Raw genomic sequence first — 16,340 nt, forward strand, 5'->3', positions numbered from 1 at the left:
GATGAAACAATGAATCAACACGATCAAGCAGATATTTCTGCATCAACGCTGTACATCGTACCCACGCCAATCGGCAATTTAGGGGACATCACCCAACGGGCATTGGCCGTGCTGAGCAGCGTGGATTTGATTGCGGCGGAGGATACCCGTCATACCGGATTATTGCTGCATCACTTTGGTATCAGCGCAAAAATGTATCCGCTTCATGATCATAATGAACAGCAAAAAGCGGAACATTTATTATCAAAACTTCAGGAAGGTCAAAGCATTGCGCTGGTTTCCGATGCAGGAACGCCGCTGATCAATGACCCTGGCTACCATCTGGTGCGCTGTTGCCGTGAAGCGGGTGTGCGCGTTGTGCCGTTGCCGGGTGCCTGTGCGGCGATTGCGGCATTGTCTGCCGCCGGTTTGCCGTCCGACCGCTTCTGTTATGAAGGCTTTCTGCCTGCCAAAACGAAATCACGAAAAGATACACTTCAGGCCCTGATCGAAGAGCCGCGCACGCTGATTTTCTACGAATCGACCCACCGCTTGCTCGACAGCCTGCAGGATATGGTGGAAGTCTGGGGGCCGGATCGCTACGTGGTGCTCGCCCGCGAGCTGACCAAAACCTGGGAAAATATTCGTGGTGACGCGGTTGGCGCATTGCTCGCCTGGGTACTGGAAGATGAAACCCGCAAGCGTGGCGAAATGGTGCTGATCGTTGAAGGTCACAAAGCCGATACCGAGGCTTTGCCGGCGGAAGCGTTGCGCACGCTCGCGCTGCTGCAAAAAGAACTTCCGCTGAAAAAAGCCGCCGCGCTGGCTGCAGAAATTCACGGTGTGAAGAAGAATGCGTTGTATAAATACGCGCTTGATGAGCAAGAGGGTGACAAGTAGGTGATTTTCCCCTATCATCCGCCGCGGAGTTGACCAGACAGTCGCCGCTTCGTTGCCGTCCCTTTCGGGGGAGACAGATGGAGGGGAGGAAAGTCCGGGCTCCATAGGGCAGGGTGCCAGGTAACGCCTGGGAAGCGCGAGCTTACGACAAGTGCAACAGAGAGCAAACCGCCGATGGCCCACGCAAGTGGGATCAGGTAAGGGTGAAAGGGTGCGGTAAGAGCGCACCGCGCGGCTGGCAACAGTCCGTGGCAGGGTAAACTCCACCCGGAGCAAGGCCAAATAGGGGTTCACATGGTACGGCCCGTACTGAACCCGGGTAGGCTGCTTGAGCCAGTGAGCGATTGCTGGCCTAGACGAATGACTGTCCACGACAGAACCCGGCTTAACGGTCAACTCCCTCGTCAAAAAGAAAGCCCGCGCAGTGTTAACTGCGCGGGCTTTCACCTTTCTGAAATCCGAAAACTCAGACCGGCAAATCAATCAGCAGCGCGCGCAATGGGGTGCTGGCAGACACGGTCAGGCTGTTTTCCTGATGAATAAAGGCCCCATCGCCACAGGCCAGTCTTTGCGATTCGTTGCTGACCGCGCCCTGTGCATCAACCTGCCCGTGAATCGACTGCAAATAAGCACGCGGTCCGCGGATCGGTATCGAAATATGATCGCCTGCGGCTAAATCCAGATGATGGATCCACACGCTCTGGCGCAACTGCAGGCTGCCTGCTTCACCATCCGGCGAGGCCAGCAGGAAATGCTTCGCATCCGGCAGCATCATTTTCTGGGTTATCGGATTTTCATGCTCGGGGCAGGCATCCAGCCACAGCTGCATCCGCGTCAGTGGCTGCTTCTCGCGGGTGTTCAGCTCGCTGTAGCTGACACTGGCCTGCGTCGATAACAGCGCCGCTTCTCCGGCTTTCACCCGCACGCTATGACCTTCACTGTCGCGATACTCGGCCTCGCCCTGCAACACCAGATTGAGCACGTCAACGCGTGGATAAGTTCGCGGCTGAAAACTCGCCCCCGGTGCCAGCACTTCCTGATTCAGCACCCGCAAAGAGGCATAGCCCATCAGCTTGGGATCGAAGTAGTGACCAAAGGAAAACGTGTAGCGGGCTTGCAGCCAGCCAAAGTCAGCGGTGCCGCACTCTTTTGCCGTTCTGCTGGTAATCATGGCGGTCGCCTCAGTTAAAAATATCAATGGATAAATGGTAAGCGTCTGGACGTGTGATTGTTAGCCAGTTAATCTGGTCGCTATATTCAAATTTCCTGAAAGAGAAAAGAATGGCTAAGGATCGCGCACTCACACTGGAAGCCTTACGGGTCATGGATGCGATAGACCGCCGGGGCAGCTTTGCCGCTGCTGCCGACGAGCTGGGCCGCGTCCCTTCTGCCCTGAGCTACACCATGCAGAAGCTGGAGGAAGAGCTGGATGTGGTGTTATTCGACCGCTCAGGTCATCGGACAAAATTCACTAACGTTGGCCGTATGCTGCTTGAGCGTGGCCGCGTGTTGCTGGAAGCGGCAGATAAACTGACCGTGGATGCCGAAGCGCTGGCGCGTGGCTGGGAAACCCATATCACCATCGTGTGTGAAGCGCTGTCACCGGCAACGAAACTGTTCCCGCTGATTGAAAAGCTGGCGCTGAAAGCCAATACGCAGGTGTCGCTGATCACTGAAGTGCTGGCCGGCGCGTGGGAGCGCCTTGAGCAGGGGCGCGCAGACATCGTGATCGCCCCGGATATGCACTTTCGCTCATCAACAGAAATTAACAGCCGTAAGCTTTACAAGCTGGTCAGCGTGTACGTTGCCGCACCGGATCATCCGATCCATCTGGAAGCCGAGCCGTTGTCTGACGTCAGCCGCGTGAAGTACCGGGGCATTGCGGTGGCGGATACTGCCCGCGAGCGCCCGGTGCTGACCGTGCAACTGCTGGATAAGCAGCAACGTCTGACGGTCAGTACGCTGGAAGAAAAACGTCAGGCATTGCTGGCAGGGTTAGGTGTGGCGACGATGCCTTATCCGATGGTCGAAAAAGACATTACCGAAGGGCGTTTGCGTGTGGTGAGTGCCGAATACAATCACGAAACCGACATCATTATGGCGTGGCGTCGCGACAGCATGGGCGAAGCGAAAGCCTGGTTCCTGCGTGAAATTGTCAAACTGCTGGCTACGCGTGAAGTGAAGTAAGCGTCGGTCAGTTGCTGCGCCACACCTTCCCCTGATGAAAGGGGAAGGTGCAGATGCAGATCAAAAACGCGTATCACGCCCGTGCTCAGATTCTAAATCCTGCGCGGGTCCGGTGGAGATAATACCGTGCGGGTTGATCGTCGCGTGGCTGCGATAATAGTGGTGACGGATATGGGCAAAATCCACGGTTTCACGAATGCCCGGCATCTGGTAGATATCGCGCAGGAAGCCGTAAAGGTTCGGATAATCGCTGATCCGGTAGCGATCGCATTTGAAATGCGTAACGTACACCGGGTCAAATCGCACCAGCGTGGTCCACAGGCGAAGATCGGCTTCGGTCAGCTGGTTCCCCGTCAGATAGCGGTGTTTACCCAGTAATTCCTCGGCACGGTCAAGTGCGGCAAACACACCGTCAACGGCCTCATCGTAAGCATCCTGAGACGTCGCAAACCCGGCTTTGTAGACGCCATTGTTAATTTGCGGATAGACCCATTCATTAATCTCATCAATCTGCGGGCGCAAGGTCTGCGGATAATAATCCCCGGCTTTTGCACCGACCGCATCAAAAGCGCTGTTGAACATGCGAATGATATCGGCAGATTCGTTACTGACGATGGTCTGCTGTTTCTTGTCCCACAGGATCGGCACAGTGACGCGCCCGGTGTAATCCTTCTGCGCGCGCAGATAGATTTCATAGGCAAAATTCAGATGATACAAATCGTCGCCGGTGGCCGCCGGGAAATCCGTTCCGAAGGTCCAGCCGTTTTCCAGCATCAGCGGATGCACGACGGAGACGGGAATGATCTCTTCGAGGCCTTTCAGCGCGCGCATCAGTAAGGTGCGGTGCGCCCACGGGCAGGCGAGAGAAACGTACAGATGATAACGATCGCGTTCTGCCGTAAAGCCACCCGCACCATGCTCACCCGGTGCGCCGTCTGCGGTGATCCAGTTACGAAATTGCGAAACGGAACGTTTGAAGTGCCCGCCGGTAGAGCGGGTGTCATACCAGGTGTCCTGCCAGATGCCGTCAACCAGTTGTCCCATCGTTATGTACCTTTTTATCAGATGTATTTTCAGAATAAAAAAGGGCGAGGTGATAAATCACATCGCCCTGCAGGTCTTACATATTATCTAATTATTTGAGTATAGCGTGGTATTACCGGTGCGATGCCCGGCGTTATCCCTGGTGCGGACGATTACCAGTTTTTCTTGATCAGACGGTCGATGCTGAATGCACCAGGACCCGAAGCAAACAGGACGAAGAAACCACCGGCGATGGACAGGTTTTTCATGAACATCATCTGGTTTACGCCCTGGGCGAAATCAGTGTGGAAGATGACGGCGGTCAGTATGGTGAAGATTGCCGTGATCAGCGCGGTAGTACGAGTGAAGAAGCCGAACAGGATCGCCAGACCGCCGCCAAATTCTAACAAGATAGTCAGTGGCAGGAAGAAGCTTGGCACGCCCATGGACGTCATGTAGCCCGCTGTGGCGGTGTAACCGTTGATTTTGCCCCAGCCTGCAACGATAAACAGAATGGGCATCAGGATACGTGCAACCAGCAAAGCAGTGTCTTGTAACTTAGTCATCTTCATCTCCGAAAGGTCATGCGCTCAAATTGAGCTAAAAATGTTACCGGCCCGGTCGGAAAATGTTTCCTGCCGTTACCGCATCAGTTGATGACGGAATAATAGGTCGGATGAATAAGTTTTGTTAGCAAGTAAATCTGTCTGAATGATTCAAAAAAATTGAATGGACTCTGGATTGTTATTCAAAAGAAAAGGGCCGGATGAGTATTCATCCGGCCCTCAGACGTGAAAGCATTGATACGAAAAAAGAGCGTTTATTTCTGAGCGAAAGTCTTACGGAACAGTCTGACCGTTCCCCAGATCCCGAAAGCCCGTCGTGACCAGCGCACAATCACGCTGGGGTGGCGAATACCATAAACGGCAATCAGGCTTGAGCCCACTACCAGATATTTGCGCATATCAACGAGTTTCACCCAGCCGCGATCGATTTTCGCTGTGGCATCCAGCCAGTCATCACCGGCACGAGATAACTCCTGCCGCTGGCGCTCAATCTTGCGCATAATTCTGACTTTTTCGATAGCGCGGTTCGGGATGCTCATTCCTCGTCATCCTTTTCAAGCAGGGCACGGTCAACGTCCAGTTGCTTGCGCGTAAGGCTGAGCAGCGTCGAACGTTTGGCTTTCGCCAGCGTCAACATGCCCAGGATCACCGCGAGCAATAACAGCACGCCTGTGGTAGTGCCCATCGCCATCAGACGGTATGCCGGATCGATAGCCCAGAAAAGGACCACCAGCAGACTCATAAGACCGAAGGCTGTAAAGATCAGGGTAATGCCGGCCATGAGCAGCAGTTGGAAAATATTGGCCTTTTCCTCTTCCAGCTCAATAACGGCCAGTCTGACGCGCGTTTCGACAATGCCGACCACGACAGTGGCGACACGTTGAATGATGTCGAAAAGCCCCTTACCCGGTCCTTGTGGTGAAGGTTTTAACGGTTCAGTCATGGTTATCGGCGAGCTAACAGAACGCCGATGACTACGCCGACCGCGGCACCAATACCGACGCCCGTCCAGGGTTTATCATGTACATAATCGTCGGCTTTACCGGCAATTTCTTTGGTCTGGTAGGCAATCTTTTCGCCCGTGTCGCTCAGACGTTCGCGGGTATCTTTCAGCAGGGATTCTGCTTTACCACGCAGTTTATCGAGTTCAGCTTTCGGCTTATCGGTAGAGGTCTGGAGCACTTCTTCCAGGGTATCTGCCAATGACTTTAATTCAGCCCGCAGTTGTTCTGATGTATTACTCGCCATGTGTAAGTCACTCCATACGTTAACTGATTCGAACTTTTAACATAGCGGATATTCGGGTGATCGCAAATGCGAATTGTCTGTTTCAAAACGCAAGATCCCCGAATAATCCGCTGTGGCGTGGTGCAAAATCACCGCTGGCGGAACACGATTACAGGCCCTGGGCCTGTTTCAGTTCTGCCTGTGCTTCCTGCAGTTTATGCTGTTTCTTAACGATTTTTTCGTGATCGCCCTTGGCCTGAGCTTCTTTCAGCTCCTGCTCACGTTCAGCGACTTTTTCACGCTTCTCTTCAACACGTTGTTGATTTTCAGCTTTCAGACCGGCATCGGTGCAATGTGCCTTATTTTCACGCAGTGCCTTTTCCAGACCGTCTACGCGGTTCTGGTTTTTATGGGCACGGGCTTCGTCGATCTGTTTCTGAATTTCGTTTTGTTTGGTCACGCAGCTTTCTGGCTGAGGCGCAGCAAAACTGGCGGAGGTGAACAACAATGCCGGGGCGAATACGAGGGCGGAGAGAGTCAGTTTCATCGTGTAGCTTCCTTTTGATGGTTAAGTGAGTGTGGCACTTAATTCCTTGAACAGGGGACTGCGTGTCAAATCATGGGTCACATGAATGACTACCCCATAAATAATATCACCGTCGAATGGACGGTGATATCAGACATTTTCCCTAAACCTGACGAAAGGCTTAACCGAGCTTCAGCCGGTTATGATTGAGTTTTTCCATCAACGCTCTGGAATGGGAGGGTTCACAATTCCTGATGATGAATCCCTCCGGCAGGATGTCTTGCAACGCGCTGTGCGCCATCTGGCGCTGCTCAGCGGAGTCGAGCTGCACGACTAAACCGTCATCGAGGGGCGTGATGCTTTTGATATGGATGCCGCGCTGACTCAGGCTCTGATACACATAAAAGCCGTCTGGCAATGAGATACCGGTTCTGGCCGGGCGGATTTGCAGCGCATTGCCGTTGGCTGGCATCCGTGAAATAGCCAGCCCGATCATGGCGGCCGCTGCCAGCATCATGATAATCACCGGCCAGAGTAGGGAACGTTTGAGAAACCTGCGGTTCATTATGCGCTCTTGCCTTTATTCTGGCGGTCGGCGTGTTTTTTACGCCACAGCACAATGATCGAACCGACCAGCCCGCCAATTAATAACAGAACCGGCAATAACATCAGGCAGTTCATCACGGCGTCTTCGTATTTCAGGAACAGCGGTGTTTTGCCGAGGAAATAGCCCAGAGACGTGAGGATGAGGATCCATAACAATCCGCTGACCCAGTTAAAGAACTGAAAGCGGCTGTTGCTCAGGCCAGATAAACCGGCGATTGTCGGCAGCAGGGTACGCACAAAGGCCAGAAAACGGCCAACTAACAGCGCCGACAGGCCATGCTTGTGGAAAAGTGCATGGGCACGTTCGTGATAATGCACCGGCAAATTCCCCAGCCAGCTTTGTACTATTCGGGTATTTCCCAGCCATTTTCCCTGCGCATAACTCAGCCAGCAACCGAGGCTGGCCGCACTGGTCAGCAGGAAAACCGTCAGCGGGAAATTCATCGCATCTTTGGCAATCAGTACGCCGACCAGAATTAACAGGCTGTCACCGGGTAAAAACGCCGCGGGCAACAGACCGTTTTCCAGAAAAATGATCATGAATAAAATCAGGTACAGCGCCCAGACCAGCGAAGGATCGGCCAGGGTTTTATAGTCTTGTTGCCAGAGTGCATCGATGAGAGAACTGATAATTTCCATCTGGTTTCTAAAACTCCATCATGTTCAGTGAGTCAGCGAAATACATCTGCGGAGAAAGTCTCGACGCGGCATGTACAGCTGAAAAAGGTCGCCTGTTCCCTGGCGTGCTGTCTGGTTACGGGTACTGCCATTTCCCGCGCGTCGTTTTGGCGTGTTTCACCTGGCGCAAACGGGTAAGAAAAGTCGTCTAACTGTAACAAAATAACAATAAGTCAGACAGGTAAATATAGCGCGTCGGCGGCGATCATTTAAGCCTCAGGCACGATATGAAAAAGGGTTTTACATTGACTGACACTACTCGACAGTGGCTGACAGGGAAGGGCGAAATCGGGCAGAGGAAGATAAATGGCAGGTTGGACGAATGAACCTGCCGTAATGCGGATTTATTTAGAATTCATCAGCGGCGGATCGAGATGAACCACCGGATTTTCTGAATAAAGATAGCGGTCTACATTGAACTCAAAATCATCACTGGTGGCGCGGAAAAGCATCTGCTTGGTGTTTTCCAGGTGCTGCCACATCGCCAGTTTTGCGGCGTGCGGATCGCGGCGGATTAACGCTTTGAGGATCAGATCGTGTTCTTCACACCAGCTTTCGATTGAGCGCTCATCGATATGCTCATGCAATTTACGCCAGTACGGATTATGCAATCGCTGGCTCCACATCTTTTCGACTATCGTTGCCAGTGCGCTGTTTTGGGTTGCCTGCGCCACCTGCACATGGAATTTCAGATCCCATTCGGAATCGCGGAAACGGTCTTCCTGCCGCGCGTACTCCTGAATTTCCATCAGGCGCATAATGTCTTGTTTGGTCACCTGGGTGGCGGCAAATTCAGCGATGTTGCTTTCAATCAGCTGGCGCGCCTGCAACAGTTCAAACGGGCCTGCCGTACCAAATTCACTGCCGCAATCCGGCACAACCAGATGGCGCTGCTGATTGGACATGACATGAATGCCCGAGCCTTTGCGCACTTCCACATAGCCCTCCACTTCCAGCATGATGATCGCTTCACGCACCACGGTGCGGCTGACGTTCATTTCATCGGAAATCAGACGTTCAGCGGGAAGTTTCTCGCCAACCGGATAGACTCCGGATTCAATGCGTTCCTTGAGCGTGGCAGCCAGTTGTTGATAAAGGCGTCTGGTGTCTGTGGATTCCATGTGAGTGCTCTTTAAAGTAGTGAAACCTGCCGGATGGGTGCCTGAAAGATCCCGGGACCTGTCATACAACTCCAGTATACGATTTAAGAAGAGGGGATGCACCGTGCATTGGTCAGAAAGGTTGGCGGTTAAAGTCAGGAAATAGCAAAGCCCGGTAAAGTGACTTACCGGGCTGCGTTCAGGCTATCAGGCTTTCGCGGTACTGAGCGGAACCGGCACAGGCTCCACTGCGGACCGGTTTTGCAACACTGTCCAGATGATGATGGCACCGAGCAGATCGAAGACCGCAAGGGCTGCAAACAGCGGGCTGAAACCGATGGTATCGGCCAGCGCACCGACCACCAGTGCAAACATCGTACTTGCCATCCAGGCGGCCATCCCGGTCAGTCCGTTAGCCGTCGCCACTTCGTTACGACCGAACACGTCAGAAGAGAGCGTGATCAGCGCGCCGGACAGTGACTGGTGAGCGAAACCACCGACACACAGCAGGGCGATAGCCGCATACGGGCTGGTGAACAGGCCGATCATCCCCGGGCCGATCATCAGGACAGCACCCATCGTCACGACCATTTTACGAGATACGATCAGGTTCACTTTGAAATGCTTCTGGAAGAACGGAGGCATGTAGCCGCCGAGGATACAACCGAGGTCAGCAAACAGCATCGGCATCCAGGCAAACATCGCAATTTCTTTCAGATTGAAGCCATACACCTTGAACATGAACAGCGGGATCCAGGCGTTGAATGTGCCCCAGGCCGGTTCAGCCAGGAAGCGTGGCAGCGCGATACCCCAGAACTGACGGTTACGCAGGATCTGCATGGCAGACATTTTCTTGCCGTTGGTGGTCTGATGCTGTGCTTCCTGACCATCAAGAATATAAGCGCGTTCTTCGGTGCTCAGTTTTTTCTGATCTTTCGGGTGTTTGTAGAACACTAACCAGCTGATGGCCCAGATCAGGCTGAGAGCGCCGGTGATGATGAACGCCAGTTGCCAGCTGTGCATGATGATGCACCAGACAACCAGTGGCGGGGCAATCATCCCGCCGATAGACGAACCCACGTTAAAGTAACCCACGGCAATAGAGCGTTCTTTCGCCGGGAACCATTCGCTGCTGGCTTTCAGACCGGCAGGGATCATCGCGGCTTCCGCCATACCGACAGCACCACGTGCGATGGCCAGGCCACCCCAGCTGCTTGCCAGCGCCGTGGCCATACAGAAGATGGCCCACATGATGGCGAACATGGCGTAACCCACTTTAGTTCCCATCACATCCAGAACGTAACCGGCAACCGGCTGCATCAGGGTATAGCAGGCGGAATAGGCGGCGATAATATAAGAATATTGCTGTGTGGTGATGTTCAACTGGCTCATCAGCGTTGGCGCTGCGGCGGCAATGGCGTTACGTGTTAAATAACCCAGTACAGTGCCGCATGTGACCAATGCGATCATGTACCAGCGTAACCCTTTAATCTTACCCATTTAACTCTCTCCCAGTAAATAATCCGGCGATGACGGCCAAAGCTGTCACGGCGTATTTCGCGCCATCTGTCTCAGCATGGGCTTCTGGCTTCCTTAAAGTGTTTTTCCGGGTACACCGCCGCCAGAGAATCTCGCTGGGGGAGCTGCCCGATGACTCACGCACTGCTTTATTGTTATCTGTGCGTAAGGATCCGATGAACTTCCTGCACACCAGAACAACTGCACTGTCTTCCGGCGAACGGCGCCCGGTAAGTGTTATCCGGACAACAGCGAAAGGACGTGGCAGGTAATCTCTGACGCTCTTGTCCGGACGCAGCAAAGATAACTTGTCATACAGATTTAAAATTTGAATGACATCACAAAACCACATTTAAACTGTGTGCTTACTTAACTTTTTTAACTTCACGGTTATTTACTTGATTTTACACAGGTAATGGTAGGTTTGTTGATCGGCTTCACACTTTGAGGGGAGGATGTAACAAGCTGGGAATGAAAATCTCTACAAAATTGGTGTAACAACTTTACCTGATGATCACATTCAGGCGCAGGGCGGCAGACGGGGCGGTGTCATGTGAATAAGACGAGATACAAGGCACAGAGCCATAAATAACTTGTTATACCGATTTAAAGTTTGAGTGACATCACAAAATGACACTCTGAATGTGAGGATAATAGCCTCCGGTGCTTAAAGACTCTAAAGTTTTTGTTTTACAGAGGATTAGTGTGTGTTTATGGCCGCGAATCGCCCCCTTTCGCGCCGGAGTACCCCTAAAAAGAGCTGGACGATAAACTGAATTGGTGTGATAACTTCGCACCATTGAGAGACAACTCTACAGAATTCATGATGAGGAACCTAAGATGGCGCAGTTTTTAACAGAAGACTTCCTTCTCGACACTGAATTTGCACGTCGCCTGTATCACGACTATGCGAAAGATGAGCCGATCTTTGATTACCACTGTCACCTACCGCCGGAACTGATCGCGCAAAACCATCAGTTCGAAAACATGTATGAAATCTGGCTGAAAGGCGATCACTATAAATGGCGCGCAATGCGTACCAATGGTGTGCCTGAACGTATGTGTACCGGTGATGCAAGCGACCGCGAGAAGTTTGACGCCTGGGCTGCAACGGTTCCCCACACCATCGGCAACCCGCTGTACCACTGGACGCATCTTGAGCTGCGCCGTCCGTTCGGCATTACCGGCAAACTGCTTTCTCCGTCTACTGCGGGCGAAATCTGGGAGCGTGGTAATGAACTGCTGGCACAGGATGAATTCTCCGCCCGTGGCATCATGAAACAGATGAATGTGAAAATGGTCGGCACCACCGATGACCCGATCGATTCTCTGGAACATCATAAAGCTATCGCCCGGGACGCCAGTTTTGATGTCAAAGTTCTGCCAAGCTGGCGCCCGGATAAAGCGTTCAACATTGAAGCGGCGACGTTTGCTGATTACATGAAGAAACTGGAAGCCGCTGCTGATGTGTCGATTACCCGTTTCAGCGATCTGCGTGACGCCCTGAAAAAACGTATGGATCACTTCGCGGCGCACGGCTGCAAAGTCTCTGATCACGCGCTGGATGTAGTGGTCTACGGCGAAGCGGATGACGCCACGCTGGACAGCATTCTGTCCCGTCGTCTGAGCGGTGAAACGCTAACTGCGCAAGAAATCGCCCAGTTTAAAACCGGCGTTTTGCTGTATCTGGCTTCCGAATATCAACGTCGTGAATGGGTACAGCAGTACCACATTGGCGCGCTGCGCAATAACAACACCCGTATGTTCCAGCTGATCGGTGCAGACGTCGGTTTTGACTCCATCAACGACCAGCCGCTGGCAGAACCGCTGTCCAAACTGTTGGGCGCGCAAGGTCTGGCCGGTGGCCTGCCAAAAACCATTCTGTATTGCCTGAACCCGCGTGATAACGAAGTCATCGGCACCATGGTCGGTAACTTCCAGGGCGAAGGGATGCCGGGCAAAATGCAGTTCGGTTCCGGCTGGTGGTTTAACGACCAGAAAGACGGGATGCAACGCCAGATGACTCAGCTCGCCAACCTGGGCTTACTGAGCCGCTTCGTCGGCATGCTGACCGACAGCCGCAGCTTCCTGTCTTATACGCGTCATGAATACTTCCGTCGCATTCTGTGCCAGATGATTGGCCGCTGGGTGGAAGACGGCGAAGCACCGGCAGATATCGAACTGCTGGGCAATATGGTGAAAAACATCTGCTTCGACAACGCCAAACAGTATTTCCAGATCGAACTGAACTAAAAAAGCACGACGGAGCGCAGGTTCCTGCGCTCCGTAAATAAATAAAGCAAAAACAACTAATTATCCCATTTAGCACGGCGGCCACAGGACACACCGATTGTCCTCAAAGACCGGCGTCTGAGCAAATTAAGGTGAATGTGAGATGCAAAGGTTAAATCGCCGTGACTTCCCAGGCCGTCAGCACCCGGACAAAATTATTCAATTCGGGGAAGGTAACTTCCTGCGGGCGTTCGTAGACTGGCAGATAGACCTGCTGAATGAACATACCGATCTGGACGCCGGGATAGTGGTTGTTCGCCCGATTGACACCGATTTCCCACCTTCACTCAGCACGCAGGATGGTCTGTACACCACCATTATCAGCGGCCTGAACGAGCAGGGCGAAACGGTGCGGGATACCCGCATCATCCGCTCGGTGAACCGCGAAATTAATATCTATCATCAGTTTGATGAGTATCTGGCGCTGGCCCGAGATCCGAATATCCGCTTCGTGTTTTCCAATACCACCGAAGCCGGTATCAGCTATGTTGAAAGCGATCGTCTGGAGGATGCGCCACCGGCCAGTTTCCCGGCCAAACTGACCCGTTTACTGTTTGAGCGCTTCACGCATTTCTCAGGCGCAGCCGATAAAGGCTGGGTTCTGCTGCCATGTGAACTGATCGACTACAACGGCGAAGCGTTGCGCGAACTGGTGCTGCGATACGCACAACGTTGGGCGCTGCCGGCGGCATTCACTCAGTGGCTGGAAAACAGCAATACCTTCTGTTCAACGCTGGTTGACCGCATCGTGACCGGTTATCCGCGCAGCGAAGTGGAGAGCCTGCAACAGGAACTGGGCTATCAGGACAGCTTCTTTGACAGCGCCGAGCACTTCTATCTGTTTGTGATCCAGGGGCCAAAAAGTCTGGCTCAGGAACTGCGTCTGGACAAACTGCCGCTCAACATCCGCCTGGTGGATGACATCAAACCGTACAAAGAACGCAAGGTGGCGATCCTCAATGGCGCGCACACCGCGCTGGTGCCGGTGGCCTTCCTGTCAGGGCTGAATACCGTCGGCGAATCGATGAATGACGCGCAGATCAGCCGCTTTGTGGAACTGGCCATTGCCGAAGAAATCTCGCCGGTGCTGGATCTGCCACAGGATGAACTGACGTCGTTCGCGCAGGCGGTGCTGAGCCGTTTCCGCAACCCGTTTATTCAGCATCAGCTGTTGTCGATTGCCCTGAACGGGATGACCAAATACCGCACCCGCATTCTGCCGCAGCTGCTGGCGAGCCAGGAAAAGAATCAGATCCTGCCACCGCGCCTGACGTTTGCTCTTGCCGCCTTGCTGGCGTTCTACCGTGGCGAACGCGAAGGTGAAATCTACCCGTTGCAGGACGATGCGCACTGGCTGAGCCTTTTCTCTCAATTATGGAGCAGCGTGCGTAACGGCGAATTATCACTCGGCGGGCTGGTGGAAACCGTGCTGGCCAATGAAGAACACTGGGGACGGGATCTCAATACCGTGCCTGGCCTGACCGCTAAAGTGACCGGACAGTTACAGGCGATCGAAGACCGTGGCATGCGCGATGCGCTGGCGGCTTACAGTTAAGAGGGCGACTATGCAAAGTATCATTCAAATTCATCCTGCAGATAATGTCGCCGTGGCACTGCGCGACATTGAAAACGGTGAGCAGGCAGAGGCTGGCGGCTATCATGTCGTGATGCCTCAGCCGGTGGCCCGGGGTCACAAATTCGCCCTGCGCCCGATTGCGGCGGGTGAAAATATTATCAAGTACGGGCTGCCGATTGGCCATGCGCTGACCGCAATCGCGCCAGGCGTGCATATCCATTCACAAAATGGCAAAACCAATTTAAGCGATCTGGACGAGTATCAATATCAGCCGGAGTTCGCCAGCCTGCCGGAGCAGATGGCAGATCGTGAGGTACAGATCTACCGCCGTAAAAACGGTCTGGTGGGGATCCGCAACGAGCTGTGGCTGATCCCGACCGTCGGCTGTGTGAATGGCATTGCCCGCCAGATCCAGACACGTTTCCTGAAAGAAACCAACGACGCGGAAGGCATCGACGGCGTTTACCTGTTTACGCACCCGTTTGGCTGTTCACAGCTGGGCGACGATCACGTCAATACCCGCACCATGCTGCAAAATATGGTACGTCACCCGAACGCCGGTGCAGTGCTGGTGATTGGCCTCGGTTGTGAAAACAATCAGGTGGACGTGTTCCGCGAGACGCTGGGCGAAGCAGATGAAGAGCGCGTACGCTTCATGACAATGCAAAAGTTCGACGACGAAGTGGAAGCCGGTCTGGAACGTCTGCGCGAACTGTATGCCGCAATGCGCAACGATAAACGTGAAAGTGGAAAACTCAGTGAGCTGAAGTTTGGCCTCGAATGCGGCGGCTCTGACGGGCTTTCCGGCATCACGGCGAACCCGCTGCTGGGGCGCTTCTCGGACTACGTGATCGCTAACGGCGGCACTTCCGTACTGACCGAAGTGCCTGAAATGTTTGGCGCAGAGCGTATTCTGATGAGCCGCTGCCACGACGAAAGTACGTTTGAAAAAACCGTTCATATGGTCAACGATTTCAAACAATATTTCATCGAGCACAATCAGCCGATTTACGAAAATCCGTCGCCGGGCAACAAAGCCGGCGGTATCACTACGCTGGAAGAAAAATCGCTCGGCTGTACGCAAAAAGCCGGTCACAGCCCGGTGATGGACGTGCTGAAATACGGCGAACGTCTGACCAAACCGGGGCTGAACCTGCTGAGCGCGCCGGGTAACGATGCCGTCGCTACCAGCGCACTGGCCGGAGCCGGTTGTCACATGGTGCTGTTCAGCACCGGGCGCGGCACCCCATACGGTGGTTTTGTGCCGACGGTCAAACTGGCGACCAACAGCGAACTGGCGGCGAAAAAACCGCACTGGATCGATTTCGATGCCGGGCAACTGATCCACGATGTCACAATGGATCAACTGCTGAAAGAGTTTGTGGATCTGATCGTGGAGATCGCCGATGGCCGCAAAGCCAAAAACGAACTCAATGATTTCCGCGAATTAGCCATCTTTAAAAGCGGTGTCACATTGTAACCGGTCAGGTTTATCGTTAGGATGAAACGGCGTTTCAGTTATGGAACGCCGTTTGCTTTTGCAGCGCAAATCTTCCACGGATGAGATCAGGATAAATGACGTATTACTGGTTGGCACAGTCAGTCGGTGTTGTGGCCTTTGTGGTCGGCATCACGATGTTTTTCAACCGCAGCGACCGCCGCTTCAAACAACAACTTTCCGCTTACAGCGCCATTATCGGCGTGCATTTCCTGATGATGGGCGCAGCGCCCGCCGGGATGAGCGCCTTACTCAACTCCCTGCGCACCCTGATTTCCCTGCGGACCCGCAACCAGTGGATCATGGTGGTTTTCATCGTCCTGACGCTGGTATTAGGGCTGAGCCGCGCACACCATTGGGTGGAATTATTGCCCGTCGGCGCCACCGTCGTCAGTACCTGGGCGCTGTTTCGCACCAGCGGGCTGACCACACGTTGCATTATGTGGTGTTCAACCTGTTGCTGGGTGGCGCACAACATCTGGCTCGGTTCGATCGGCGGCTCGCTAATCGAAGGCAGTTTCCTCGTCATGAACGGTTTTAACATCATCCGCTTCCGCCGCCTGCAACTGCGCGGCATCGACCCGTTTGAGGTCGAGAAGAAGATACTGCAGAAGAGGGATGAGCAGGGGTAATCCCTGCTTTTGAGTGCATAATACGCCTTCTC

The 16,340-nt window shown here is 53.6% G+C and carries 17 protein-coding genes and 1 other RNA gene; 7 read left to right on the plus strand and 11 right to left on the minus strand.

Annotated elements, in window-relative coordinates; genetic code table 11:
* The first annotated feature begins 9 nt into the window (after window positions 1-9).
* Window positions 10-879: a 16S rRNA (cytidine(1402)-2'-O)-methyltransferase gene (gene rsmI / locus ACQZQY_RS07570; protein ID WP_056776374.1), complete on the plus strand. Its 870-nt coding sequence runs from the start codon at window positions 10-12 to the stop codon at window positions 877-879.
* A 25-nt stretch (window positions 880-904) separates the two neighbouring features.
* An RNA gene (rnpB, locus tag ACQZQY_RS07575) (RNase P RNA component class A) lies at window positions 905-1,283 on the plus strand.
* Between the two features lie 62 nt (window positions 1,284-1,345).
* Here rnpB and ACQZQY_RS07580 read toward each other — a convergent pair.
* Window positions 1,346-2,050: a pirin family protein gene (locus tag ACQZQY_RS07580; RefSeq protein ID WP_056776378.1), complete on the minus strand. Its 705-nt coding sequence runs from the start codon at window positions 2,048-2,050 to the stop codon at window positions 1,346-1,348.
* 110 nt (window positions 2,051-2,160) lie between these two features.
* Here ACQZQY_RS07580 and ACQZQY_RS07585 point away from each other — a divergent pair, with 110 nt between their 5' ends.
* The gene (locus ACQZQY_RS07585; RefSeq protein WP_056776382.1) at window positions 2,161-3,066 is read left to right on the plus strand and encodes a LysR family transcriptional regulator; all 906 of its coding nucleotides are present in this window, start codon (window positions 2,161-2,163) and stop codon (window positions 3,064-3,066) included.
* A gap of 60 nt (window positions 3,067-3,126) precedes the next feature.
* Here the strand turns inward: ACQZQY_RS07585 and ACQZQY_RS07590 are convergent, their stop codons facing one another.
* The 10 genes from ACQZQY_RS07590 to ACQZQY_RS07635 all read right to left on the minus strand — a co-directional run bounded on the left by ACQZQY_RS07590 (window position 3,127) and on the right by ACQZQY_RS07635 (window position 10,292).
* Entirely contained in the window at window positions 3,127-4,110 is a 984-nt protein-coding gene (locus tag ACQZQY_RS07590; protein ID WP_056776385.1) for a glutathione S-transferase family protein, read from the minus strand.
* Between the two features lie 152 nt (window positions 4,111-4,262).
* Window positions 4,263-4,655 (minus strand): DoxX family protein, encoded by a 393-nt coding sequence (locus tag ACQZQY_RS07595; RefSeq protein ID WP_056776388.1) that lies wholly within the window; start codon window positions 4,653-4,655, stop codon window positions 4,263-4,265.
* Window positions 4,656-4,909: 254 nt separating this feature from the next.
* On the minus strand, window positions 4,910-5,194 hold the full coding sequence (locus ACQZQY_RS07600) for a YqjK-like family protein (protein ID WP_056776392.1): 285 nt from the start codon (window positions 5,192-5,194) through the stop codon (window positions 4,910-4,912).
* Window positions 5,191-5,598: a phage holin family protein gene (locus tag ACQZQY_RS07605; protein ID WP_122094431.1), complete on the minus strand. Its 408-nt coding sequence runs from the start codon at window positions 5,596-5,598 to the stop codon at window positions 5,191-5,193. Before ACQZQY_RS07605 ends, ACQZQY_RS07600 begins: the two co-directional genes overlap by 4 nt.
* Before the next feature lie 2 nt (window positions 5,599-5,600).
* Entirely contained in the window at window positions 5,601-5,903 is a 303-nt protein-coding gene (locus tag ACQZQY_RS07610) for a DUF883 family protein (protein WP_056776398.1), read from the minus strand.
* Between the two features lie 148 nt (window positions 5,904-6,051).
* Window positions 6,052-6,429 (minus strand): DUF1090 domain-containing protein, encoded by a 378-nt coding sequence (locus ACQZQY_RS07615; RefSeq protein WP_056776402.1) that lies wholly within the window; start codon window positions 6,427-6,429, stop codon window positions 6,052-6,054.
* A gap of 160 nt (window positions 6,430-6,589) precedes the next feature.
* Window positions 6,590-6,973, minus strand: a complete 384-nt coding sequence (gene mzrA, locus ACQZQY_RS07620) for an EnvZ/OmpR regulon moderator MzrA (RefSeq protein ID WP_431296862.1) — start codon at window positions 6,971-6,973, stop codon at window positions 6,590-6,592.
* The gene (locus ACQZQY_RS07625; RefSeq protein ID WP_056776407.1) at window positions 6,973-7,653 is read right to left on the minus strand and encodes a DedA family protein; all 681 of its coding nucleotides are present in this window, start codon (window positions 7,651-7,653) and stop codon (window positions 6,973-6,975) included. The genes mzrA and ACQZQY_RS07625 overlap by 1 nt, the downstream gene beginning before the upstream one ends.
* Window positions 7,654-8,036: 383 nt before the next feature.
* Window positions 8,037-8,813: a transcriptional regulator ExuR gene (gene exuR, locus ACQZQY_RS07630; RefSeq protein WP_056776410.1), complete on the minus strand. Its 777-nt coding sequence runs from the start codon at window positions 8,811-8,813 to the stop codon at window positions 8,037-8,039.
* A 186-nt stretch (window positions 8,814-8,999) separates the two neighbouring features.
* The gene (locus ACQZQY_RS07635; RefSeq protein ID WP_136376573.1) at window positions 9,000-10,292 is read right to left on the minus strand and encodes an MFS transporter; all 1,293 of its coding nucleotides are present in this window, start codon (window positions 10,290-10,292) and stop codon (window positions 9,000-9,002) included.
* 858 nt (window positions 10,293-11,150) lie between these two features.
* Here ACQZQY_RS07635 and uxaC point away from each other — a divergent pair.
* The 4 genes from uxaC to ACQZQY_RS07655 all read left to right on the plus strand — a co-directional run bounded on the left by uxaC (window position 11,151) and on the right by ACQZQY_RS07655 (window position 16,308).
* On the plus strand, window positions 11,151-12,563 hold the full coding sequence (gene uxaC, locus ACQZQY_RS07640) for a glucuronate isomerase (protein WP_431296863.1): 1,413 nt from the start codon (window positions 11,151-11,153) through the stop codon (window positions 12,561-12,563).
* 142 nt (window positions 12,564-12,705) lie between these two features.
* Window positions 12,706-14,157 (plus strand): tagaturonate reductase, encoded by a 1,452-nt coding sequence (locus ACQZQY_RS07645; protein ID WP_431296864.1) that lies wholly within the window; start codon window positions 12,706-12,708, stop codon window positions 14,155-14,157.
* 10 nt (window positions 14,158-14,167) lie between these two features.
* On the plus strand, window positions 14,168-15,658 hold the full coding sequence (locus ACQZQY_RS07650; RefSeq protein ID WP_122094421.1) for a UxaA family hydrolase: 1,491 nt from the start codon (window positions 14,168-14,170) through the stop codon (window positions 15,656-15,658).
* A gap of 95 nt (window positions 15,659-15,753) precedes the next feature.
* Window positions 15,754-16,308 (plus strand): YgjV family protein, encoded by a 555-nt coding sequence (locus ACQZQY_RS07655; protein WP_136376571.1) that lies wholly within the window; start codon window positions 15,754-15,756, stop codon window positions 16,306-16,308.
* The last annotated feature ends 32 nt before the right edge of the window (window positions 16,309-16,340 follow it).

Source organism: Rahnella sp. PAMC25559 (genome assembly GCF_050632365.1).
Taxonomy (GTDB): domain Bacteria; phylum Pseudomonadota; class Gammaproteobacteria; order Enterobacterales; family Enterobacteriaceae; genus Rahnella; species Rahnella rivi.